General features: G+C 70.4%; 15 protein-coding genes. 6 read left to right on the top strand and 9 right to left on the bottom strand.

The window, feature by feature from the left end; translation table 11 throughout:
- Positions 1-45: 45 nt before the first annotated feature.
- From urtA to DFQ13_RS05555, 4 genes are all read right to left on the bottom strand, one after another.
- A complete protein-coding gene (gene urtA / locus DFQ13_RS05570) occupies positions 46-1296 on the bottom strand; it encodes an urea ABC transporter substrate-binding protein (RefSeq protein WP_110079058.1) in 1251 nt (416 codons plus the stop codon).
- Positions 1297-1585: 289 nt separating this feature from the next.
- Positions 1586-3583, bottom strand: coding sequence for an NADPH-dependent 2,4-dienoyl-CoA reductase (locus tag DFQ13_RS05565; RefSeq protein ID WP_110079057.1), 1998 nt, complete (start codon positions 3581-3583; stop codon positions 1586-1588).
- Positions 3580-4122 (bottom strand): PadR family transcriptional regulator, encoded by a 543-nt coding sequence (locus DFQ13_RS05560; RefSeq protein ID WP_110079056.1) that lies wholly within the window; start codon positions 4120-4122, stop codon positions 3580-3582. The genes DFQ13_RS05565 and DFQ13_RS05560 overlap by 4 nt, the downstream gene beginning before the upstream one ends.
- Before the next feature lie 197 nt (positions 4123-4319).
- Positions 4320-5357 (bottom strand): DNA cytosine methyltransferase, encoded by a 1038-nt coding sequence (locus DFQ13_RS05555; RefSeq protein ID WP_233438273.1) that lies wholly within the window; start codon positions 5355-5357, stop codon positions 4320-4322.
- A 183-nt stretch (positions 5358-5540) separates the two neighbouring features.
- Between DFQ13_RS05555 and DFQ13_RS05550 the strand changes: the two genes are divergently transcribed.
- The 4 genes from DFQ13_RS05550 to DFQ13_RS35520 all read left to right on the top strand — a co-directional run bounded on the left by DFQ13_RS05550 (position 5541) and on the right by DFQ13_RS35520 (position 14546).
- Complete coding sequence (locus DFQ13_RS05550) at positions 5541-5975, top strand: YbaB/EbfC family nucleoid-associated protein (protein ID WP_052021604.1); 435 nt, start codon at positions 5541-5543, stop codon at positions 5973-5975.
- Between the two features lie 18 nt (positions 5976-5993).
- Positions 5994-6833, top strand: a complete 840-nt coding sequence (locus DFQ13_RS05545; protein ID WP_052021606.1) for a WXG100 family type VII secretion target — start codon at positions 5994-5996, stop codon at positions 6831-6833.
- Positions 6833-10462 carry a hypothetical protein gene (locus DFQ13_RS05540; protein WP_110079055.1) on the top strand — a complete coding sequence of 1210 codons (3630 nt, stop codon included), beginning with the start codon at positions 6833-6835 and terminating at the stop codon, positions 10460-10462. The genes DFQ13_RS05545 and DFQ13_RS05540 overlap by 1 nt, the downstream gene beginning before the upstream one ends.
- A gap of 88 nt (positions 10463-10550) precedes the next feature.
- Positions 10551-14546 carry a bifunctional nitrate reductase/sulfite reductase flavoprotein subunit alpha gene (locus tag DFQ13_RS35520; protein WP_219994300.1) on the top strand — a complete coding sequence of 1332 codons (3996 nt, stop codon included), beginning with the start codon at positions 10551-10553 and terminating at the stop codon, positions 14544-14546.
- A 329-nt stretch (positions 14547-14875) separates the two neighbouring features.
- Here the strand turns inward: DFQ13_RS35520 and DFQ13_RS05530 are convergent, their stop codons facing one another.
- From DFQ13_RS05530 to dndB, 5 genes are read right to left on the bottom strand one after another with little or no spacing between them, the layout of a single operon-like run.
- On the bottom strand, positions 14876-16336 hold the full coding sequence (locus DFQ13_RS05530) for a DNA phosphorothioation-associated putative methyltransferase (protein ID WP_110079054.1): 1461 nt from the start codon (positions 16334-16336) through the stop codon (positions 14876-14878).
- A complete protein-coding gene (gene dndE / locus DFQ13_RS05525) occupies positions 16333-16722 on the bottom strand; it encodes a DNA sulfur modification protein DndE (protein WP_110079053.1) in 390 nt (129 codons plus the stop codon). Before dndE ends, DFQ13_RS05530 begins: the two co-directional genes overlap by 4 nt.
- 21 nt (positions 16723-16743) lie before the next feature.
- Complete coding sequence (gene dndD, locus DFQ13_RS05520; RefSeq protein ID WP_110079052.1) at positions 16744-18720, bottom strand: DNA sulfur modification protein DndD; 1977 nt, start codon at positions 18718-18720, stop codon at positions 16744-16746.
- A complete protein-coding gene (gene dndC, locus DFQ13_RS05515; protein ID WP_110079051.1) occupies positions 18717-20264 on the bottom strand; it encodes a DNA phosphorothioation system sulfurtransferase DndC in 1548 nt (515 codons plus the stop codon). Before dndC ends, dndD begins: the two co-directional genes overlap by 4 nt.
- Entirely contained in the window at positions 20261-21418 is a 1158-nt protein-coding gene (dndB, locus tag DFQ13_RS05510; protein WP_110079050.1) for a DNA sulfur modification protein DndB, read from the bottom strand. Before dndB ends, dndC begins: the two co-directional genes overlap by 4 nt.
- Before the next feature lie 157 nt (positions 21419-21575).
- On the opposite strand from dndB, the gene dndA reads away from it, so the two are divergent.
- Positions 21576-22730, top strand: a complete 1155-nt coding sequence (dndA, locus tag DFQ13_RS05505; protein WP_219994298.1) for a cysteine desulfurase DndA — start codon at positions 21576-21578, stop codon at positions 22728-22730.
- A gap of 152 nt (positions 22731-22882) precedes the next feature.
- Positions 22883-23581 (top strand): hypothetical protein, encoded by a 699-nt coding sequence (locus DFQ13_RS05500; RefSeq protein ID WP_110079048.1) that lies wholly within the window; start codon positions 22883-22885, stop codon positions 23579-23581.
- Positions 23582-23586 lie beyond the last annotated feature (5 nt).

The raw sequence follows: 23586 nt of genomic DNA, 5'->3' as shown, positions 1-23586 counted from the left end.
GGGGGTCCGCCGAGTCGCGCCCGGGAGCGCGACCCGGCGGCGGGATCAGCTCGACAGGCCCGCGGCCCAGGGGTAGCCCTTGAGGAAGGGGTCCGGCTCGATCGGCTGCGGCGAACTCCACTCGGTGTGGATCAGGCCGTCGGCGCCCACCTTGCCGATCAGCGCGGTCTTGGCGATGTGGTGGTTCTCGCCGTTGACGGTCACCTTGCCCTCGGGGGCGTCGTGGGCGGTGCCGCCCGCGGCCTTCTTGACGTCGTCGGGGGCGAAGGACTTGGCCTTGTCGACCATCGCCGCCCACAGGAACAGCGAGGTGTAGGAGGCCTCCATCGGGTCGGAGGTGACCCGGTCGGTGCCGTACTTGGCCTTGAACGCCTCGACGAACGCCTTGTTCACCGGCGAGTCCACGGTCTGGTAGTAGTTCCACGCGGTGAGCTGGCCGACGAGGTTGTCGACGCCGACGCCGCCGACCTCCTCCTCCGCGATCGACACCGACACCACCGGCATGGCGTCGGCGGTCAGGCCCGCGTTCTTGTACTCCTTGAAGAACGCCACGTTGGAGTCGCCGTTGAGGGTGTTGAACACCGCCCCGGCGCCCGCGCCCTTGACCTTGTTGACGATCGTGGCGAAGTCGGTGTGCCCGAGCGGGGCGTACTCCTCGCCCTTGACCTCGATGCCGTTGGCCTCGGCGTAGGCGTTGATGATCTTGTTGGCGGTGCGCGGGAACACGTAGTCCGACCCGACCAGGAAGAGGGACTTGACGCCCTTCTCCTTCAGGTAGTCCAGCGCCGGGACGATCTGCTGGTTGGTGGTGGCGCCGGTGTAGAAGATATTCGGCGAGGACTCCAAGCCCTCGTACTGCACCGGGTAGAACAGCAGGGCGTTGGCGCCCTCGAACACCGGCAGCATCGCCTTGCGCGAGGAGGAGGTCCAGCCCCCGAACACCGCGGCCACGCAGTCCGAGCTGATGAGCTTGTTGGCCTTCTCGGCGAAGACAGTCGGTTCCGAGGCCCCGTCCTCGGTCACGATCTGGAGCTTCTTGCCGTTGACCCCGCCCTTGGCGTTGATCTGCTCGGCGGCCAGGTTCAGCGAGTCGTTGACCGTCTTCTCGCTGATGGCCATGGTGCCCGACAACGAGTTCAGGAAGCCGATCTTGACGGTGTCACCCGAGGTGTCCACACAGGACGCGCCGGGGCCGCTGGCGGTGTCGCCGGTGCGGCTGCCGCAGGCGGAGGCGCCCAGGGCCGCGATGGACAGCAGGGCGGCGACGCGGACGAGGCGTCCGGGGGGTGTGCGCACAGGGAGGCCTTTCGGGGGTTCGGGAGTTCCGGCGTCCCTGGACGATCGGCGACGAGCGCGGTGTCGAACACCCCACACCTCCCGCGCGACCTGCTGTGTCCAGGACTGTCGACTGGTCTGTGTCCAACCAGTGCCAGCGGGAAAGCTAGGGACGGGGTGTTTCCGCTCCGGCCTCCGCCGGTGACGCGGACGTGTCCCGGTGTTACGGGGACGGCCGATCTCCGGTAACACGACGTGCCGGTGCCCGGGGCGCTCCCCCTGTCAAGGGGCCCCGGGCACCGAAAGGTCCTCAGATCGTCGCGGCCAGCCGGGTTCCCTGGTCGATGGCGCGCTTGGCGTCCAACTCGCCCGCGTGGTCCGCGCCGCCGATGAGGTGGGTGGTGGTGCCCGCCGCGCGCAGGGCCTCGGCGAGGTCGCGCACGGGCTCCTGCCCCGCGCACACGACCACCGTGTCCACGGCCAGGGTGCGCGCCCCGCCGCGGTCCTTGCCGAAGGTGATGTGCAGGCCGTCGTCGTCGATGCGCTCGTAGTTGACCCCGCTGAGCTGCTCGACGCCCTTGGCCTTGAGCGCGGCCCGGTGGACCCAGCCGGTGGTCTTGCCCAGGTTCAGCCCGATCCGGCCCTGTTTGCGCTGCAACAGGTAGACCTGGCGGGCGGGCGCGGCGGGGGTGGCTTCCACCAGGCTGCCGGACTCGCCGACACCCCACTCCGCCGCCCACGGGGTGTCGGTGTGCGTCAGGAACTCGCTGACGTCGACGCCGATGCCGCCCGCGCCGATCACCGCCACCCGCGCCCCGACCGGCCTGCCGTGCCGCACGACGTCCACGTAGGACAGCACCGAGGGGTGGTCGATCCCCGGGATCGCGGGCACCCGCGGCGCCACGCCGGTCGCCAGTACCACCTCGTCGTACCCGCCACCGACCAGCCGCCGCGCGTCCACCCGCGTCGACAGGTGCACCTTCACCCCGGTCAGCTCCAACTGGCGGGTGTAGTAGCGGATGGTCTCGGCGAACTCCTCCTTGCCCGGGATGCGCCGGGCGATGTCGAACTGCCCGCCCACCTCCGCCGCCGCCTCGAACAGGTCGACGTCGTGCCCGCGCCCGCCCAGCGCCACCGCCGCCGACAGCCCCGCCGGACCGGCGCCCACCACCGCGACCCGCTTGGCGCGGCGGGTGGGGGAGAGCACCAGCACGGTCTCGCGGGCCGCCCGGGGGTTGACCATGCAGCTCGCCTTGCGGTTGGCGAAGACGTGGTCGAGGCAGGCCTGGTTGCAGGCGATGCAGGTGTTGATCTCGTCGTCGCGGCCCTCGGCGGCCTTGCGCACCCACTCCGGGTCGGCCAGGAACGGCCGCGCCATCGACACCAGGTCGGCGTCCCCGCGGGCCAGCACCTCCTCGGCGACCTGCGGCATGTTGATCCGGTTCGAGGTCACCACCGGGATCGACACGTGCGGCCGGAACGCGGCGGTGACCGAGGTGAACGCCGCGCGCGGCACCGAGGTCACGATGGTCGGCACCCGGGCCTCGTGCCAGCCGATCCCGGTGTTGATGATCGTCGCGCCCGCCGCCTCGACCTCCTGGCCCAGGGCGACGACTTCCTCCCAGGTCTGCCCCTCGGGCACGAACTCGGCCATGGACAGCCGGTAGACGATGATGAAGTCCGGCCCCACCGCCGCCCGCGCCCGCCGCACGACCTCCACCGCCAACCGCCGCCGGTTCTCCGGCGACCCGCCCCACCGGTCGGACCGCTTGTTGGTGCGCGGGGCGAGGAACTGGTTGATGAAGTAACCCTCCGACCCCATGATCTCGACGCCGTCGTACCCGGCCTCGCGGGCGAGCACGGTGCAGCGCACGAACGCGTCGACCTGTGCCCGCACGCCCCGGTCGGACAGCGCGCGCGGGGTGAACGGGTTGATCGGCGCCTTGATCGCCGACGCGGAGACGCTGAACGGGTGGTAGGCGTACCGGCCCGCGTGCAGCACCTGCAACGCGATCTTGCCGCCCGCCTCGTGCACGGCCCCGGTGACCTCCCGGTGCCTGACCGCCTCCGCCGCGGTGGTCAGCTTCGAGGCGAACGGCGACAGCCGCCCGACCCGGTTCGGGGCGAACCCGCCGGTCACCATCAGGCCGACCCCGCCGCGCGCCCGCTCGGCGAAGTACGCGGCGAGCTTGGGGATGTCCCCGGCCCGGTCCTCCAGGCCGGTGTGCATGGAGCCCATCACGACCCGGTTGCGCAGGGTGGTGAAGCCCAGGTCGAGCGGGGACAGCAGGGTGGGGTACTCGCTCATCGCGCGCCTCTCTCCAGGGCTTGCAACACTTCCGTGCACCACGAGACGAACCCGTGCTCGGCGCTGATCCCGCCGCGCAGCACCAGGTACTGGTGCAGCGCCGGACCGCGCAGCGCGTCGGCGTCGGGGAAGTCGCGGGCCTCGATCCCCCGGTAGACCGCCAGCCGCTCGGCGTGCCGGTCCCGGTGCCGCGCCACCTCCTTGAGCAGCGCGTCCAGGTCGCCGTGCGCGGCACCGCGGATCTTCACCGCGAGGTCGTCGCGCATCTCCGACGGCTCACCGGGCTCGGCCAGCCACCGGGCCAGTTCCGCCCGCCCGGCCTCGCTGACGGTGTAGACCTTCTTGTCCGGCTTCCCGTCCTGCGGCACCTGCTCGACGGTGACCCAACCGGCGTCGTCCATCCGCTTGAGCACCCGGTAGATCTGCTGGTGGGTGGCCCGCCAAAAGAACCCGATCGACTTGTCGAAGCGCCGGGTCAGCTCGTACCCGGACCCCACCCGCTCCCCGAGCGAGACCAGGATCGCGTGCTCCAGCGCCATGCGCCCGAGGCTACCTATGCAACGAAGTGCAATGCAACTAGTTGCTTAGGCCGTGTCCTGCGAGTCCATGTTCGCGATAGCCGCGCCGAGGCGGCCCCTGGCGGCACGGGCCAAGGACACCGATACAACCCCGGTATCGGCGCCCTCGTCCCGCACCACCAGGAACCACCTCGATCACGACTCTCATCGAACGAGACTCACAGGACACGGCCCAAGTGATCCGCGACGCGCTCCGCGACCGCCCGCGCCAGCACCGGCGGCACCGCGTTCCCGATCTGCCGGGCGATCTCGATCTTCGTCCCGCACCACCGGAAGTCGTCCGGGAAGGTCTGCAACCGCGCCGCCTCCCGGTGCGTGATCGGCCGGTGGTGCTCCGGGTGCAGGTACCGACCTTTCTCCGGCTTGTAGAACTCGGTGCGGATGGTCAACGAGGGCTCGTCCCACCGCATCCGCCCCATGACGTCGGTCGTCCCGGTCTTCTTCTCCCGCCAGCACCGGGGCAGCAACTCGTCCGGCAGGTCGAACCGCCCACCCCCCGGCGGGACCGCCCGGTACCGCGCCAGCGACAGCGCCGTCGGGTTGCGGCCCAGGTGCAACTCGTCCGCCCGGAAGCACCCGGGCACCCGCCTGCCGAACACCTCGGTCACCCGCTCCGGCAGCGCGGTCGACACGGGCACCTCGGGGAGGTCCGCGATGGCCGTCTCGACCCCGTTCCAGTGCCCCTTCGGGTGCGTGGGGTGCGGCAGCGCGACCGCCCCCACCCGCGACCCGACCACGAACGCCCGCTTGCGCCGCTGCGGCACCCCGAAGTCCGCGGCGAGCAACAACCCCCAGGTCAGGGTGTACCCGCTGGCTGCGGCCTCCCGGGCCAACAACCCGAACTCGGCGGACCCCAGGAACCGGTCGACGTTCTCGATCACGAACACCTTCGGCCGTGCCCGGTGCACGAACCGGAAGTACTCCTTCCACAACGCGTTGCGCGGATCGTCCACGTCCCGCGACCCGAGGCTGGAGAACCCCTGGCACGGCGGCCCCCCGATGATCACATCCGCCTCCGGGATCTCCCCGACCCCGGCGATGTCCCCCCAGTGCACGTGCCCGGCCCCGAAGTTCGCCGCGTAGGTGGCCGCCGCCGCCAGGTCGTGCTCGACCGCCAACACCGGCTCGAAGCCCGAGCGGAACCCCTCGCTCAGCCCACCGCAGCCCGCGAACAGGTCGATCACCGAATACCCCACACCCGTCAGGCTAGCCGGCCCCGCCCCCACCACCCCGGCTCGCTCGCCGGCGACGCGATTCCGGTCGGACCCCGGTCGCCCCGTGGCCGTGGCGGTGACCTGTTTCCACGGACTCGCCTCCGCCCTCCCAGCGGTCGAGGTACGCTCCCGCCGTATGGGTTCCGGGGGGAGGAACGGGCCGCGATGAAGACGCCCGACGAGTGGCTGCGCGATTTCGAGACGCGGGTGGCCGACGCGCGCGAGCGGTCGGTCCGGTTGCAGGAGGGGCTGGCCCAGGCCGACGGCGCGGCGTCCTCGGCGGACGGTGCGATCGCCGTGCGGGTGTCGCCGAACGGCGCGTTGCAGGACATCCGGCTCGGCCAGGCGTGCGCCGGGCGCTCCCCGGAGCGGCTGGCCGCGGAGATCGTGGCCGTCGCCCGCCAGGCCCAGCGCGCCGCCGCGGCCAAGGTCGTCGAGGCGTTCGAGGCCGTCGGCGAGGGCGGGTCCGACACCCTCCGGGTGATCACCGACTACCTGCCGCCGCCCGAGGGCGACGACACCGCCACTCCGCCGCCGTCCCCGCTGGACGACGACGGGGACTTCAGCGACGACTCCATCCTGCGTCGCGGCCGTCGCTGACCTGGGGGTCCGCACATCGTGAGTGAAGAACAGTCCACGACCACCTGGTCCACCGGGGCGGGTGCCGTCGACAGCGTGGCGGGGTTCGTCGACTCGCTGACCGCCGACGCCGAGGGGGAGGGGCCCGACGTCATCGACGCGGCCCTGGGTGGTGCGGGCGCCGTGGTCGACGTGGTGTCGTCGCTGGCCAACCCGCTCTCGGCGGTCGCCTCCGCGGGTGTGGGCTGGCTGCTCGAGCACGTCGACTTCCTGCGCGAGCCGCTGGACGCCCTGCTGGGCGACCCGGACGAGATCAACGCCAACGTCGACCAGCTCAAGCAGGCGGCGCTGGAGATGAAGGTGATCGCCCAGGAGCACCGCGAGGACCTGGGCTCCGCCGCGGACTGGGGCGGCGAGTCCGGCGAGGCGTTCCACGGCAGCATGGACCGGTTGGCCGCCGAGTTCGAGGCCCTGGGCAAGACGATGGACGGCACGGCGGCGATCTACGCGCTGTCGGGGATGCTGGTGTGCGAACTGCGCTCGCTGGTGTTCGGCTGGATCTCCGACCTCATCGGCGAACTGGTCGCAGGCGCCCTCATCGCCGCCGCCTCCGCCGCCCCGACCTTCGGCGGCTCGATCGCCGCCTACGCCGGGTACGCGGGCGTCCGGGGCGCCACCATGGCCACGAAGATCGCGGGCAGGTTGGGCAAGCTCGGCTCGGCCATGGGCCGGATGGGCGGCAGGCTGGCCGAACTGGGCACCAAGATGGACGAACTGGCCAAGGGCCTGGAGCGCTTCGGCACGGTCGCCGAGGTGGGCGGCTACGCCAAGGGCGCCTACGACGCCGCCCAGCCGTACGACGTGCCGCCCCGGCCCTGATGCCGGAACCCGAGGTCCACCCCGTGCCGCCGGTGGACGAGGAGCGGATCGAGGCGACCGCGGCGGCGCCCCTAGGGAGGGGCACGGGGCAGCCGCACGGCAGGCAGCACGTGGTCGGCCTGTACGCCGGGTTCGCCGCCGGTGAGGCCGCCGCGGGTGGCGACGGCACGCTCACCGCGGCCCTGCTGCACGCCACCGACGCGCTGGTCCGCGCCGCCGCCGACCGGTCCGACGCCGTCCGCGCGGCCACCGTCGTGCGCCCGCCGGGTTGGCAGGACCCGTTGGCGCCCAAGGCGAACGCGGGCACCGAGGTCGCCGCGGTGCTGGCGGGCGTGGCCGCGGGCGTCGACCGGGACCTGCGCGACGACCTGTGGGTCGACTGGATCAGCGAGGTCGTCGACCGGGTGCTGTCCCGCCCGCGGCAGACCCTGCGCACGGTCCTCGCCGACCTGCACCCGACGATCGCCGAGCAGCGCGGAACCCCACTGCCGCAGCGGCTTGCCGATTTGTCGACAACCTGGGAGCGGGCCCTGCTGATCGCGACCGAGCTCGGCCACGACCCGGCCGCCGCCCTCGCCGCACCCGACGACCCGCTCACCGGTGCGCTCGTCGGCGCCCTGGTCGGCGCCCGGCACGGCGCACCCGGGATGCCGCCGACCCCGACCCGCGACCTGCTGGAGCGCGTGGCGGACACCGCGCACACGGCGTTCGACCCCGCGCTCGCCCCGATCCCGCACGTCCCCGGGGCGCCGTGGTCGCAGCCGGTCCTGGACCCCGAGTGGGACTGGGTGGCGTTCCCGGACTTCCCCGAGGCCGCCGTCCTGGGGTACACCACGAACCAGGGCTTCCAGTGGAACGCCGCCCACCTGCCCGGTCCACAGTGGATCGGCCTGCCGCGGCCGGAGACGCCCGCGGAGGAGGTCATCGCCTACCACCGCTGCGGCTGGCTCCCCACCACCGACCTGCTGCTGGACACCACCGTCCTGGTCGTCGAGGCAGGCGACCCCGCTGGGCTGCCGGTCCGGGCGTACAGCTCGTGGCGGCGACTGCCCGCGGGCACCCGCGCCTGGCGGGAGGTCCACGTGCGCGTCCTGGTGCGGACCGAGCAGCGGGAAGTCCTGGTCGACGACGCGTACACCGTCGCACCGGGGCACCCGTTCGAGTTCGAAGCCCTGCCCAGCGCGGAATTCACCTCCGCCGAGGTCGACGGCGCCAACCGCGCCGCCCTCGTCGAGCGGCTGACCGCCCTCGGCGCCACCGACCCGGTCCACGCCGCCGACCGGGCCCGGGAGCAGGCCGGGCCGTGGCTCGACGGCGTGCGCGCCAACGGGTTCTCCCCCACCCACGGCGAGTTCACCCGGATGTGGACCGTGCTCGGCTGGCTCGCCGCCGACCGGCCCGGCTCACCGCCCCCGGGTGCGCGGGCGTGGTGGGACGCGACCGGTGAACGGGTGTGGGAGGCGCCGACGTTCGGCAAGCACTCACCCCGTGAGCACCCGGACGCGGTGCACGCCTGGCACCGGGTGGTGGGCGCCTACCTGGGGTTCGCCGCGGGGGAGGTCGCCGCGGGCGGTGACGGCACGCTCACCGCCGGGCTGCTGCACGCCACCGACGCCCTGCTGCGCGAACTGGCCGGGAACAACCCCGAACTGAGCCCCTCCGGCGACGGGACGACCCGGCCGGTCGGGTGGCTGGACCGCTGGGTCGCCCCGGTCGAGCCGGGGGCCGAGGCGGGCGCGCTGGTCGCCGCCGTCGCCTCCGACCTGGGCGCGGTCCTGCTCGGGGACCGGTGGGCACCGGACCTGAGCCCGGTCCTGGAGCGCGCGCTGCACCGGCACGCCCCGGCCACGCACCTGCTGCTGGCCGAGTCCGGCGGGTACGGGCACCTGCTGGACCTGCGCGACCAGCGGCACGTGCCGGTCCACGCGCACCTGCCCGGCCTGGCCCCGCGCGAGCAGGCGCTGCTGATCGCGGCCGTGCTCGGCCACGACCCGGGCGCCGCCCTCGCCGCCGCACCCGACCCGGTCGTCGGGGCGGTCGTCGGCGCGCTGGTCGGCGCCCGCCACGGCGCCCCCGGCCTGCCCCCGGTCGCCGCCGCCGACCTGCTGGAGTGCCTGGCCACCGAGGTCCACGCGGTGCTCGCCCGGGCGCAGCCGTGGACGCCGGGCGTGCCCCCGTCCTGGCCGGACCCGCTGCCGGACGGCGCGGTGGTCGACCCGGAGTGGGACAGCGCGGTGTTCGGCGCGGCACCGGGGGCCGCGGTGCTCGGGTGGCGGCGCGGCGACGACGTCAAGCGCAACCCGGGGTACCTCCCCGGCCCGTCGTGGCACGGCGCCCCGCCCCCGGACACCCTGGGCGACGCGGTGCTGGCCCACCTGGACTGCGGCTGGCTGCCGGACCCCGACGCGTTCACCGACTTCCCGGTGCTGGTGACCTCGGAGTACCTGTTCGAGGAACTCGGCGGCGCCCGCACCTGGCAGGCCGCCTACACCTCACCCCGGCACTTCCCGCTCGCGGACCGCGCGTGGCGGGAGGTGACCATGCGCGACCTGCTGGCCACCACCGGGGCGGACGGGGTCAAGCTCAACCCGGCCCACGGCGGCCGGTGGTTCGAGGCCACCGGCGGGGGTGGCCGGGCGGAGTCCGTCGAGCACCTGCCGTTCCACGACCGGCCGGAGCAGATCGCCGAGATCACCCGCGCCTGCCGCGACCTCGACGCCCCCGACGACGCGCCCGAGGCGATCCGCGCCCACCTGCGCGCCTTCACCGTCGCCGCCCGGGCCCTGGGCCACGACGTCACCGGGGTCGAGTACTGGCAGCTCGCCGCGGTCCTGCCCTGGACCCACAGCGCCCGCACCACGCCCCCACCCGTGGGCACCCGGACCACCTGGTCCGCCGACGGCGAGCCCGTGCCCGAGGCCCCGACCTTCGGCAAGGTGACTCGGGTCGACGCGGGCGCGCACCCCCACGCCTGGGACCGGGTGCTCGGCGCGGTGGCGGGCTTCGCCCTCGGGGAGGCGACCGCCGGGGGCGACGGCACGCTGATCGCGGGGCTGCTGCACGGCCTGGACACCCTCCGCGCCACCGTGGCCGGACCGCTGCGCCCGGACGGCTGGCTCGACTCGCTCATCCCGCACGCCGAACCGCTCGGCGAGGCGCGGGGCATCGCGGGTGCCGTGGCCGCCACCGCTGACCCGCAATGGTGGTCCGACGGGGTCACCCAGGTCTTCCGGGCGTTGTTCGCCAAGCGCCTGCCCGCGCCCGCCCTGCACCAGGTCCTCGCCGAACAGGGCCGGTACGGCCACCTCCTGGTCCTGCGCGGCCACCGGGAGACGCCGGTCGCCGAGCAGTTGGGGTGGCAGGGGCTGTGCTGGCACGGCGCGCTGCTGGTCGTCCTGCGCCTCGGCCACGACCCGGCCGCCGCCCTCGCCGCCGCGGGCGACCCGATCACCGCCGCTCTCGCCGGTGCCCTGCTCGGCGCCCGCCACGGCCTGCCCGGCCTGCCCGGGGAACCGCCGCACCGGGACCTCCTGGAGCAGGTCACCCTCGACGCGTACACCGCGTTCGGACCTGTGAACTCCGACTCAGTCGCGCACAGGGTGAATCCCGGCAGCGCGAGCGCCATGTAACGCACCCCCGGGGTGAAAGTCATCCGGGCGTAACGCGCGCTCCTTAACTTTCGGTGGCAGGCGGTCGTGACCGAAGGGGGAAGGCGCGGTGGGCGGGACGTCGGTGCGCACGGTGTGCTCGTACTGCGGCGTTGGCTGCGGCATCGTGCTCGACATCGGGATCGGACCCGACGGCACCCGCACGGCGCTCAAGGCCGTCGGCGACAAGCAGCACCCCACCAACGCGGGCAGGCTCTGCACCAAGGGCGCCACCAGCGCCGACCTGCTCGCCGCCCCCGACCGCCTCGACACCGCCCTGGTCCGCCCCGAGCGCGGCGCCGAACCCGTGCGCACCCCCGTCGACCAGGCCATCACCGACACCGCCCGCAGGCTGCGCGCCCTCCTCGACGAGCACGGCCCGGACGCGCTGTCGTTCTACGTGTCCGGGCAGATGACCCTGGAGGCGCAGTACCTGGCGAACAAGCTGGCCAAGGGGTTCATCGGCACCAACCAGATCGAGTCCAACTCGCGGCTGTGCATGGCCAGCGCGGGCACCGGCTACAAGCTTTCCCTGGGCGCCGACGGGCCGCCCGGCTCCTACGACGACTTCGACCGCGCCGACGTCTTCCTGGTCACCGGCGCCAACATGGCCGACTGCCACCCCATCCTGTTCCTGCGGATGATGGACCGGGTCAAGGCGGGCGCCAAGCTCATCGTGGTCGACCCGCGCCGCAGCGCCACCGCCGACAAGGCCGACCTGTTCCTGCGGATCGAACCCGGCACCGACCTGGCGCTGCTCAACGGCCTGCTGCACCTGCTCGTGGAGAACGGCCACACCGACCCCGACTTCATCGCCGCGCACACCGAGGGCTGGGACGCCCTGCCCGACTTCCTCGCCGACTACACCCCCGCCGCCGTCGCCGAGACCACCGGCATCCCCGAGGCCGACCTGCGCCGCGCCGCCGAGCTGATCGGCACGGCGGGGGAGTGGATGAGCTGCTGGACCATGGGCCTCAACCAGAGCACCCACGGCACCTGGAACACCAACGCCCTGGTCAACCTGCACCTGGCCACCGGGGCGATCTGCCGCCCCGGCAGCGGCCCGTTCTCCCTCACCGGTCAGCCCAACGCCATGGGCGGCCGGGAGATGGGCTACATGGGACCCGGGCTCCCCGGGCAGCGCAGCGTCCTCGCCGACGCCGACCGCGCGTTCACCGAGGACGTGTGGGGCCTGCCTGGGGGGACCCTGCGCACCGAGGCGGGCACCGGCACCGTCGACATGTTCGCCCGCATGGCGGCCGGGGAGATCAAGGCCTGCTGGATCATCTGCACCAACCCGGTCGCGTCGGTGGCCAACCGCCGGACCGTGCTGGAGGGCCTGGAGCGGGCCGAGCTGGTGATCACCCAGGACGTGTTCGCCGCCACCGAGACCAACGCCTACGCCGACGTGGTGCTACCCGCGGCGATGTGGGTCGAGGGGGAGGGGGTGCTGATCAACTCCGAGCGGAACCTGACCCTGGTGCCGAAGTCGGTGACCCCACCGGGGGAGGCCCTGCCGGACTGGCTGATCATCGCCAGGGTCGCCCGCGAAATGGGCTTCGCCGACGCGTTCGACTACGCCTGCGCCGAGGACGTGTTCGCCGAGATCAAGCGCTTCCACAACCCGAAGACCGGCTACGACCTGCGCGGGGTCACCTACGACCGGCTCCGCGAGACCCCGGTCCAGTGGCCCAGCGCCCCGGCGGGCCCCGCGCGCAACCCCATCCGCTACCGCGACCTGGTCTTCCCCACGCCCAGCGGCAAGGCCCAGTTCTTCGCCCGGCCGCACCTGCCCGCCCGCGAAATGCCGGACGAGGACTACCCGTTCGTCCTCAACACCGGTCGGGTCCAGCACCAGTGGCACACGCTCACGAAGACGGGCAAGGTCGCCAAGCTCACCAGGCTCAACCCGGGCCCGTTCGTGGAGCTGAACCCGGCGGACGCGGCGGCGCTGGAGGTCGGGGACGGCGACCCGGTCGAGGTGGCGTCCCGCCGGGGCCGGGCCGTGCTGCCCGCGGTGGTCACCGACCGGGTGCGGCCGGGGAGCCTGTTCGCCCCGTTCCACTGGAACGACCTGTTCGGCGAGTACCTGAGCATCAACGCGGTGACCAACGACGCGGTGGACCCGCTGTCGTTCCAACCGGAGCTGAAGGTGTGCGCGGTGGCCCTGGCCAAGGTCGCCTCGGTGACCCCGGCGCCCGATCCCGGTCCCACCCTGGTCGCACCCACCCCCGAGGGCGGCCCCGCCGCCATCCTGGCCCAGGCCCTCGGCCTGCCCGCGCTCACCCCGCCCCCGCTGGGCGACGCGGAGAAGACCTACCTGGCGGGCTTCCTCTCCGGTGTCGGCGCGGCCACGAGCGCCCCTGGTGTGCCGGTGCTGCCCCCGGGTTCCCCGCTGTCGACCGAGCAGCAGCACTGGGTCAACGGCCTCCTGGCGGGCCTGTTCTCCCGCTCCGCGCCGGGCCGCGAGGTCCTGGTCCTGTGGGCGTCGCAGACCGGCAACGCCGAGGGGGTCGCGGCGGCCGTCGCCGAGGCGGTGGCCGGAGCCGGGCACCGAGCCCGCGTCCTGTGCATGTCCGACATCACCCCCCGCTCCCTGCCCAGGGAATCGGACCTCCTGTTCATCAGCAGCACCTTCGGCGACGGGGACGCCCCCGACAACGGCACCGACTTCTGGTCCGAACTGTCCACAGTGGATGCGACAGCCCTGGCGGGCGTCCGCTACGCCGTCCTCGCCCTGGGCGACTCGAACTACGACAACTTCTGCGGCCACGGCAAACGGCTCGACCAGCGCCTGGGCGAACTGGGCGCCCACCGCCTGGCCCCCAGGACCGACTGCGAACCCGACTACGAAACCCCCGCCCACCAGTGGCTCGACCGGGTCCTGGCCGCACTGGCGGGTTCACCCGCCACCACCGCCGAGCGCACCGCCCCCGCCCCCACCGGCCGCGCCAAGCCCGACGTCCGCACGGTCACCCTCACCGGCAACCGCCTCCTGAGCCTCCCCGGCGCCCAGAAGGAAGTCCGCCAGTTCACCTTCGACCTCACCGGCACCGACCTCACCTACGACGTGGGCGACGCCCTGGGCATCTGGCCGGACAACGACCCCCTCCTGGTCCAGGAATGGCTCACCGTCACCGACCTGGACCCCGAGTCCACGGTGGACATCAAGGGCATCGGCGAGGTCCCCCTGCGGGAAGCCCTCACCCGGCACCTGGAAATCGCCAAGGTCACCCCCAACCTCCTGCACTTCCTGGTCGACCACACCCAGGACAAAGACCTCAAGATCCTCCTCCGCCAAGACGACCGCGACGCCCTGTCCAAGTGGGCCTGGGGAAGGCAGGCGGTCGACATCGCCGCCGAATACCCCCTGCGAGCAAGCGCCCAGGCCTGGGCCGACACCTTCAAGCGTCTGCAACCCCGCCAGTACTCGATCTCGTCGAGCCCGCTGACCGACCCCACCCGGGTCAGCCTCACGGTGTCGGTGGTCCGCTACGGAAACCCCCACGGCCGCCCCAGAACAGGCGTCTGCTCCGCCTACCTGGCCGACGCCGCCCCCGACACCCGGGTCCCCGTCTTCATCCAGCGCTCCCCCCACTTCCGCCCCCCGCTCGACCCCACCACCCCCGCCATCATGGTCGGCCCCGGCACCGGCGTAGCCCCCTTCAAGGCCTTCCTCGACCACCGCCAAGCCAGGGGCGACAAAGCCCCCAACTGGCTCTTCTTCGGCGAACAACGACAATCCACAGACTTCTACTACCAAGAAGAACTCACCCACCACCACACCACAGGCACCCTCACCCGCCTCGACACGGCCTTCTCCCGAGACCAGAGGAACAAGGTCTACGTCCAAGACCGAATGCGAGAACAAGCCCCCACCCTCTGGACCTGGCTCGAACAAGGAGCCCACCTCTACATCTGCGGCGACGCCACCAGAATGGCCAAGGACGTCGACAAGGCCCTGCACGAGGTCATAGCCCACCAGGGCCACCTCACCCCAGAGGAAACCACGGCCTACGTCAAACGCCTCACCACCGAAAAACGCTACGTCCGCGACGTCTACTGATCCTTGCGACCCCCTTCCACGCCACCGCGAGAGCCAAAGGGTGCGTGCCCTCGGAGGACGGCGCATCACGGAGTCCACAGGCGGGAAGAAGCAACGGTCTCAGTAATCGTGACCACGGCGTATGCCCACCGCAACGAGGTATCGCGGCGCGGCTGCCCGCTCGCCCTCCCTGCAGGGGGCACTCAAGAGGCCAGTGCTGGGACAACGCCGTTGCGGACTCGTTCTTCGCCACCATCAAGATCGAACTTCTCGTCGGCAGTCTTGGCACCGGAACAGGGATGCACATAACGCGACACAAGATCAGTTACGGGACGGTGTCAAGCGTGCGGTCATACCGCGCCGGGCCCACCTGCGATTCTGCGGAAGAAATCGGCGTCCAACCGCTCTCCGCACCGGGCGACCTCTCCGCGCCAACCGTCCAGGGTGCCGATGCGTTCGGGGTGCTCATACAACCCGGCTGCCTTCTCGGCTTCGGTCGTGGCCTTCAGCCCGGCGCACCTTTCGTCATCGGGTGAGAGGAACTCTTCGGTCCGGTGGAGTATCGGCGGGTTGTCCGACTGACGGTGGTCGCGGAAATCCACCGTCCTGCTCTTGAGGTCCACTGTCACAGCTGTGGCCAGTGTCGGGTGGGGGACGCGGCCGAACTCCGGGTAACTGAAGTAGGAGACCCGGGACTCGTCCCGGTGAAGCTTCACGACGTTCGCCCCCGGCACCACACCTACAAAGGCGCGGGCGCAACCCTCGAGCACTCGCAAGACCGGGGGAATGTGGAACAGGGCGGAGGAGTGGACGTACAACGCGGTGGGCGTCTGTTTCCCCACCGCGCTCGCCGAGATCGCCAGGTGCACCAGGTCGCGCTTCCCGGAGGCAAGCAGCAGACGATCGGCCCGGACGCACCCCTGCTTGTACGTGCGGGTGAGTTCCCGCACGTCGTTCTGGATCGTCCGCGGCAGGTGTGTGAACCGCGGTCTCCCCTCGAAGCGCGCCAGTGCCAGGAAGATCAGCAACTCGGCCGTGGCGCGCTCGCGCGCCCGCTCCCAGTGTTGCTCGCCAGTGGTGGTGGCGACGATCCCGAACGCGCGGGCGAGGCTGCCGAAGTGCCGCAGGATCTGCCCCGTGCGGAGCTCGTCTCCCTTCGGCAAGCGTCCGCGTCGGGTGAGGAAGTCGACCAGCGGTGCGAGCACGGTCCTGTGCTCCTGGTAGAGCTGCTCGCAGATCCACGGCTCAGGCGGAAGGGTCCGGCGCCGCGTGCGTTCGGCGAGGAGGCCGTGTGCGCGCATCGGGTCACGGAACACGTAGATGATGCCGGGGGCGGCGACCAGCATCGGTGCGCCCAGGGTTTCCTGGACGAGGGTGCGGAGCTCGTCTTGGGTGAAGAACTTTTGGAACGTTCCGAGGCCGGTGATGAACCCGTCCCCGGAGGGCCTCCCGCGGAAGCCCTTCGCATCCCAGGTCATGCGAGCGGACACGACCAGCAGCTGCTCGGCGAGCTCCCAGGCAGCTCGCAGCGTGGTCACCCGCTCGTCCGGATTCTCGATCACATTCAGCACATAGCCCAGGTTCACGACGCCCGCGGGTTCCCTCGGTGCGTCCGGCCGATGAGCGGGGTCCCAACCGCTGGCGCTGATGCCCATCCTGACCAGGTGATCGATGTCCGTTCCCCGACCGCACCCGTAGTCGAACAGGGTGCAGTCGCCATCGAGCAGGGAGTCCTCGAGCGCGGTGGTGAGCGGCCTCGACAGCGCTGTTCGGCTCAGCGCGGTCTTGTGCCGGGGGACTGGACCGGTCATCCCCGCTGGGGGGATGTGGCCTGACCGAGGAGGTCGGAGATGGAGCGCAGTCCCCGGTCCCCGACGAGGTATCCGATCCCCCGGTGGAGGTGGATGCGGAACTGGAGGGCGAGCGTCTCCTCGTCGAGCGGGAGGCCGTCCGCGTCGCACCGCTGGCGCAGCAGGGCCCAGTAGATGTCTTCGTGCTGCCCGGCGAAGGTCCGCCAGTTCATGGTCACGTTGCTGTCAGCCGGGTGTTTGGCCAACGGCGGCGTACTCGGTTCGGCGAGCGAACGGCAGAAAGCCCACCGGCAGAGGGTGTTCCAGTTCGCGATCCCGGTGCGCCGCTTCAACGTGACGAGCTGGTCGCGGCCTCGCTGGCTGAGAGTGATGTTTTCGACTGGCATGGTTGCTCCTCGGTCCGCGATCTACCAGAGGTAGCCGGTCTTGGCGGACGTGCGCCCGCTCGCGTTGTCGTGTTCGAGCTGGTAGGTGTGTCCGACGTGCTTGCGCAACTTCTGCCAGGCGGGCTCGTCGATTTCCTGGTCGGTCGACAGCAGGATCACCTGGTGGCTTGCCTGGGGGAAGTACCGCTCGATCAGGTGGTTGCGGTGGATTCCGTCCAACCGCCCGAGCGGCGTGTCGATCACGACCGGCAGCGGTCGCCCGGAGGCTTGGGCCAGCCCCCACAGCATCGACACGGCGAGCAGCTGGCGCTCTCCCGCTGAGAGCTGTTGGGGGAGCAGCACCGTGCCGTCCCTGCCTTGCAGCTCCACCTCGAAGGTCTCCGGGTCGATGCTGATGTCGGTAATCAACCGGTTCTTCCTTGCCAACCGCTGTAGAGACTCGAGGATGAATTTCTCGATGCGGTCGACGTTCCTCCTGGTTGCTTCGTGCTTGAATTTGGCCAGGGTCGCCCGGACCCGCTGGCTGTGGTCGATCAACCTGCGTGAGTCATCGGACGCGGCGAATTCTTCGGCCGCCTTGTTCAACAGGCCGTCCCGGACCCGCGTGACCTCCTCTTTCTCAGATGCGGCGGACTTGAGGTCGAAGTCGGCGAGGCCCTCAGCCTGCACCGCTGCCGCCACCGCCGCGTGGGCTGCGTTGCGCTCCTCGTGGAGCTGTTCCAACGCCTCTTCCGCAGGAACCTCTGCCAGACTCCGGAGCACGTCCTCGAGCTCGGCCACCGTCGCGGCTTGCTCCTCGGCGAGCCTGGTCGCTTTGGCGATCTCCTCGTCCAAGCTGTTGCCCGTCAACTGCCTGAGGACGGCGACGGCGTCGTGGTTCAGCTTGGCGACCCGGCTCTGCTTCTGACCATCCCGACGGGCTTTGCGGTCTTCGGCGAGGAAGGAACGCATCGCCTCGATGACCTCTTCAGGCGCATTTTGGTCGCGCAATCTGCGGATCGTCTGCTGATCCCGCTTCCCGAGCAGGTCTGTCACCGCCCGCTGCTGCACGTGCTCCAACTCCGCGCCTGCCCGTTCCTCGAGGGCCACCAGCTGCTCGCGGACGAGGGCGAACGGCAGGCTCTCCCCTGCCACGTCGACCATCTGCCTCTGGAGCGATGCTGACCGCTCGCTGAGGTGCCGCTTGGCAGCCTCCAGGTCCTTGCTTCGATCCAGCAGCTCGCCGCCCTCAAGCCGGATCTTGGCCTCGATGGCCGCCAATGCTTTGTTGGCCTGCGCCACGCGGTCCTTGGCCTCGCCCAACCGCTCCTTGGCTTCTGCCTCCGCCTTCTCGCACATGGCGAGCTTGTTGCGCTGGGCGTCGAGCACCTTCTGGATCACGGGCGGGGCGGCGTCGGCCTTGTGGTTGCGCTCGACCACGGTGAGATCGGTGGTCAGCCGGTCCACCAGGTCGAGGCCCAGCAGCGCGCCGATGGCGGTCCGCAGCACCTCGCGGGCGTTGTCCAGCTCCGCGAGCGTCTCGATCTTCTCGCCGTCGAAGAAGAACAGCTCGGCCACCCCGCGCGGCACGAACGCGTCGACCCGCTCGGCCCACTGCCGGGACAGGGTCTGGTCGGGTTTGCCGTCGATGAGGACGTCCAACCGCTCCTTGGCGCCCGAGGTGGTGCCGGTCCAAGACCGGCACACCCGGTAGTGGCGGGGCTCACCCTGCTCCACGATGTGGAAGGCGAGCTCGATCGACGCCCCGTCCGCCGGTGCGACGCCGTTGTGGATGAGCCTGCGAAGGTACTGCTGGTAGCTGCCCGTGCCCCTGCTTGTCGTGCGAGCCATCGGCCCGAAGAGTGCGAGCTGGATGGCGTCGAGGAACGTCGTCTTGCCGCCCCCGTTCAGTGCTCCGATCAGGATGACGGGCTTGTCCGGACTGGGCGGCGTCAGGGCGAAGGTGTGCCTGTCACCGAACACGCCGACGTTGTGCAGGACGAGTTCGTCGAAGATCATGTCTCTCGAGTGCTCTCGATCGGGGTGAGCCTGATCAGGCCGGTCTCGAAGTCGATCAGATTCTCCAGCTCGGCGTTGTCCTTGTCCTGCGCCTTCTTCTTGACCCTTGAGTGGGTCAGTGCGCGCTCGAGCGCGTCCTCCCGGTCGTCGTAGAAGCCCTTGCGCAACGCCCCTTGCAGCGCATCGAACAGCCCGGCGCGCCTCGACATCGCGCGGTGCCGCTGCTCGATGTCGAGCAGCTCCCGAACCATCTCGAAGTGCAGTGACCCGCTGTCTTCGCCAACGATTTCGCGCAGGAGCCGCACGTCCTCGGCGCCCAGCGGCAGGTGGTCGTCCATCGGCTTGCCCGGGTAGGGCGAACCGACCGCCTCCTCGTAGATCCCGGGCAGGGTGTCTTCGAACTCGTGCTTCTCCACGACCCAGATCCGGCGGATCTCCTCGAGTTCTGCCTGGGTGATCAGCTCGATGTCCGAGACGTTGTCCGGGCCCTCCTGCCGGATGTACGACTGGGCTTCCAGCAGCTTCCGCAGCCAAGCCTCGCGCCACTGCTGCAGGTACGGGCCGTGGATCGGCTCGTCGTGGAAGAGCTGGACCGTCCCGTTCATCCGACGGAAGTCGCGGCGATCGCGGTCATCGGTCTTGTCGAGATCGTTGCGGATGTCCAGCAGCGGGCGCATCCACTCTTTCTCGTCGTCGTTCTGGATCATCGCCGACATGGACTTGTCCTTGTCGACCAAGGTGCAGGTCCAGCACCCGAACCGGCTGTCGCCGCAGCTGGGCGTGCTGGTGTCCACCACCAAAGGGCACTCGCCGTCCGATGAGGCCCCCTGGTACATCGTCAAGAGGTCCTTGTTGTTGTAACCCCACGGGTTGGGGCGCTGCATCAGGAACAGCCAGACGTCGTCGTTGGACCAATTCTCGACGGGGCTGTAGACGAGGGAGTTCGGAAGGTTTGAGTTCGGGCTCAATTGGTCGCGCACCCGGTGCGACTCCAAGGAGTTCATGCGAGCCGCACGGCCGGAGCTCTCTGCCTTCCGCGTACCGAGGACGAGGATCGCCTCACCGTGCGTGCGCACCATGCGGCGGATGAACTCGTTGGACGGTTTGATCTTCAGTCGCTCGGTGCACCACCGGAACTTCGGCCGTGGTGCCGGGTAGCCGCGACCGATCAAGTTCACCCAAAAGGTGTCAGAGATTTGAGGAGTGAGCTTGTGCGCCTCGATCGGCAGCCCCTTGGCGACCGCGTTCCGGTTGATCAGCTCGAGCGAATGCGCCACCCATGAGGACACAACCGGATTCTCGACCAGGGTGTCGGTGCTGATGACGTGGACCTGCTTCGTCCGCTGCTCCACGGGGAGCGCCTCGAGTGCCATCCACACCAGCTGCAGGGTCGCGGTGGAGTCCTTGCCACCGCTGTACCCGACGACCCAGGGGATGCGGTCGGCCAGGTAGAGGGACTGCACCTCCACGACCAAGCGCTCGATCGTCGCCGAGAACCCCTCGTCGGCGAATGCCGAGTTCCGTCCCGTCTTCGCTTTGCTCATGCCCGACCTCGCTCGTGCAGGGATTCGACGTGCGACTCGTCCGCCGTGAGTTCGAGGCCGAGCGCTTTCTTCAGTGCGTTGGTCGTGAGGATCACGTTGTTGCCGGTCTTCGAGACCCGACCCCCGAGGATTGCTCGACCTTCCCACAGGGAGGCGTTGGAGCGGGACCAGTCCATGCCCGTCAACGGTGCGAGGGCCTTCCGCCACCGCCGCGAGTCCCGGGATTGCCGAAGCAGCGTGTTGCCCACCTTTCCCAGCGCGTGCAGGGCGATGCCATGGCTGTGGACGAAGTCCCGGCGGACGTCTCCGGCAGTGACCTTCCGCTCGTACACCATCCGCCACTCGGGGATTTTCTCGGCCACTGCGTCCCAGTAGGTCCTGGCGAGCTTCGCGGCTTCGTCGACGGTCAGATCTCCGACGGACTCCAGCAGCGCCTTCGTCGACCCGTGCAGCGCGGAAAGTGTGAACAGCTTCCTCGACCGGGCGGAGAGGTTGCTCCGCTCGAGCTCGACCAGGTCGCTCCAGAGCGGAGAGGCCTTGATCATGCTCTTGACGATCTGCGCGCCGTTCTCGCGCTGGTCGTACAGAATGGTCAGCGATCGGGCAGGGCGGATGGCGTACCGGTTCAGGTCCGCGAACATCTGTTGGCTGCGCTCCAGGCCGATGTCCAGGAACAGCACGATGGGGATGCTCTCGTCACCCATGTCCGGGTTCTCGCGCAGCGCCTGCTCGATCGCCGCCCGGCGGTGCTGGCCGTCGTTGATGACGAAACGGGCAGACATCGGGATCGCGAGCTGGCCGATGCGCGCCTCGGCGCCGCCCTTGCCCAGGGCGTCGAACCGGATGTCGGCATCCACGGAGGCCGTCAGGGCGGAGAAGACGTAGCCGGACGGGTTGTCGAGCATGTACCGCGCGATCTCGGGTATCCGCGCCTTGTTCAGGCTCCGCTGCGCGCGCAGTGTGGGCTGCAGCTCCTCCTCGTCGAAGAGGAACAACCGCGGCACCAGCCTGAGGGGGAACATCGTCACGTAGAAGTGGCGTTGGGCCTGGATGCCGCGGATGGCGGGGAACACGTACTCGAAGACGTCCGACCTGTGCGTCTTGGTGTCGTCACCTGGGGTTGACGTCGGGTGGTCCTCGGTCTCGACCGACATGATCAACCAGGTACCTCTCGACGCGGGTGTACGCAAGTGCATCTTAATACTTGCAGACATCGGGCGACATGGCTACGAACTCGGCCAGTGTGTTGCGTACACTACTGGGTGCCTCGGGAGCGGGAAGAGGCGACTCCCACGAGCGGTTGAGGACACTGTGACCAACAGCGACAACGAAGGTCGTCCAGTTTACCTGGATGCCAACGCCACAACCCCGCTGGAGCCCGCTGTCCTCGATGAGGTGATGCACTACTTCATCGTCGAGTTCGGCAATTCGGGGAGTCGTACGCACGAATACGGGCAGGCGGCCAAGTCGCGCGTACAACGCGCGCGCGAACAGGTCGCGGAGGTTGTGGCCGCGCACTCGGATGAAGTCGTGTTCACCAGCGGGGCGACAGAGAGCAACAACATCGCCCTGCTCGGCCTTGTCGAGCACGGTGAGAAGACGGGCCGCCGCCGGGTCATCACCACCGCGATCGAGCACAAAGCGGTGATCGAACCCGTCGAACAGCTCGCCCGGCGCGGGTTCGACGTCGTCTTCCTCCCGACGACCGCAGGCGGCTGGGTGGACCCCCAAGCCCTGGCCGACGCCCTCACACCTGACACGCTCGCGGTGTCGGTCATGCAGGTCAACAACGAGACCGGGGTCCGCCAGCCACTCGCCGACATCGCTGAGCTGCTCCGCGACCACCAAGCGTACCTGCACGTCGACGCCGCCCAGGGTTTCGGCAAGGAACTCGCCGCGCTGCGCGACCCGCGCATCGACCTGATCAGCATCTCCGGCCACAAGATCTACGGGCCCAAGGGGGTCGGTGCCCTGGTCGCGCGCAGGCGCGGCTACAAGCGCCCACCACTGGTGCCGCTCGTGCACGGCGGTGGCCAGGAGCGGGGACTGCGCCCGGGCACCCTGCCCGTGCCGCTGGTGGCTGGGCTGGGGACCGCCGCACATCTCGCGGTCAGGGACAACGAGACCCGAATGCGCACGTGCCTCGAGCACAAGAGCGCCGCACTGCGCGTCTTCGACCGCTTGGGGGCCGAGTACAACGGCGACCCGGACCGGGTGGTCGCCCATGCGGTCAACCTCAGCATCCCCGGACTCGATTCCGAGGCGCTGATCCTCGCCCTCAAGGGCGCCGCTGCGGTGTCCAACGGTTCTGCGTGCACCTCGCACAGCTACGAACCGAGTCATGTGCTGATCGCGATGGGCCTGCCGGTCGAGCGGGTCCAGGGCGCGTTGCGGTTGTCCTGGAGCCACCTCACTGCTGAGGTCGATTGGGAAGATCTCCACGACCGCATCGCGGCGATCCGCTGAAGCGGTGTGCGCGGTGCTGCCGCGGAGTTGCACAGCGTAGTTGCAGCGGGCGCTGGTGTGATTCACTACCGGGTGAAATCCGAGCGTTCGACCCGACTGTAGTCCGCCCGAAGGGGAAGCCTGCGTAAAGTTCGGGTGCAGTAGGGGAGCAGATGCAGAGCCGGTTCTCGATGCTCGACGTCGACCGGGCGCCGGAGGCGCCGGGCATCTACGCGTGGTACGCCGTTTTCCGCGCGGGCCCGCCTGATTGGAAGCTGAAGCCGGGACCCGACGGGGACGAGTCCATCGAGGGCTTCCTCAACCTCATCCGCCGGTACGCCGGGTACCACGAACCCCTCCCCATCGATCTCGTCGGCAGGGGTACGTACGGAGCACGTTGGCGTGGGGACTTGGTCCTCGACTATCCCCTCCGCGCATCCGAGCAGGCGGGCGACGGCGATGCAGGGAGTGCGGAGAGAACCAGCAAGCTCATGGACGCTGTGGAGTCCGAGGACCGGCGTCAGGCAATGACCAGGATTCTCGAGATGGTCTCGCCTGCGTTCTCGTCGCCGCTGTACATCGGGGTCGCCGAGAACTTGCGGACCCGGTTGGGCCAGCACAAGCAGAACTTCACCCGCGCCGCCGAGTGGCTCCGGGACCATCCCGATGACGCGGAGGTCGTCCAAGCCCGCGGCAAGTCATTCGGTGCGCGCGCCGCCGCGCGCGACATCCCGATGGAGCACCTCGAGGCTTGGGTGATCGAGCTCGACGACCAACAAGGGCAACTCAGCACGAAGCAGCTGCGCGCCATCGCGGAGTCGGCGGAATGGCTGCTGCACCGGCTTTACGGACCGATCCTGGGAAGGCAGTAGGAAAC

It is taken from the genome of Actinokineospora spheciospongiae (genome assembly GCF_003182415.1).
Taxonomy (GTDB): domain Bacteria; phylum Actinomycetota; class Actinomycetes; order Mycobacteriales; family Pseudonocardiaceae; genus Actinokineospora; species Actinokineospora spheciospongiae.
Note: the sequence above shows the minus strand (reverse complement) of the source record. Positions and strands in the feature narration are given on the sequence as shown.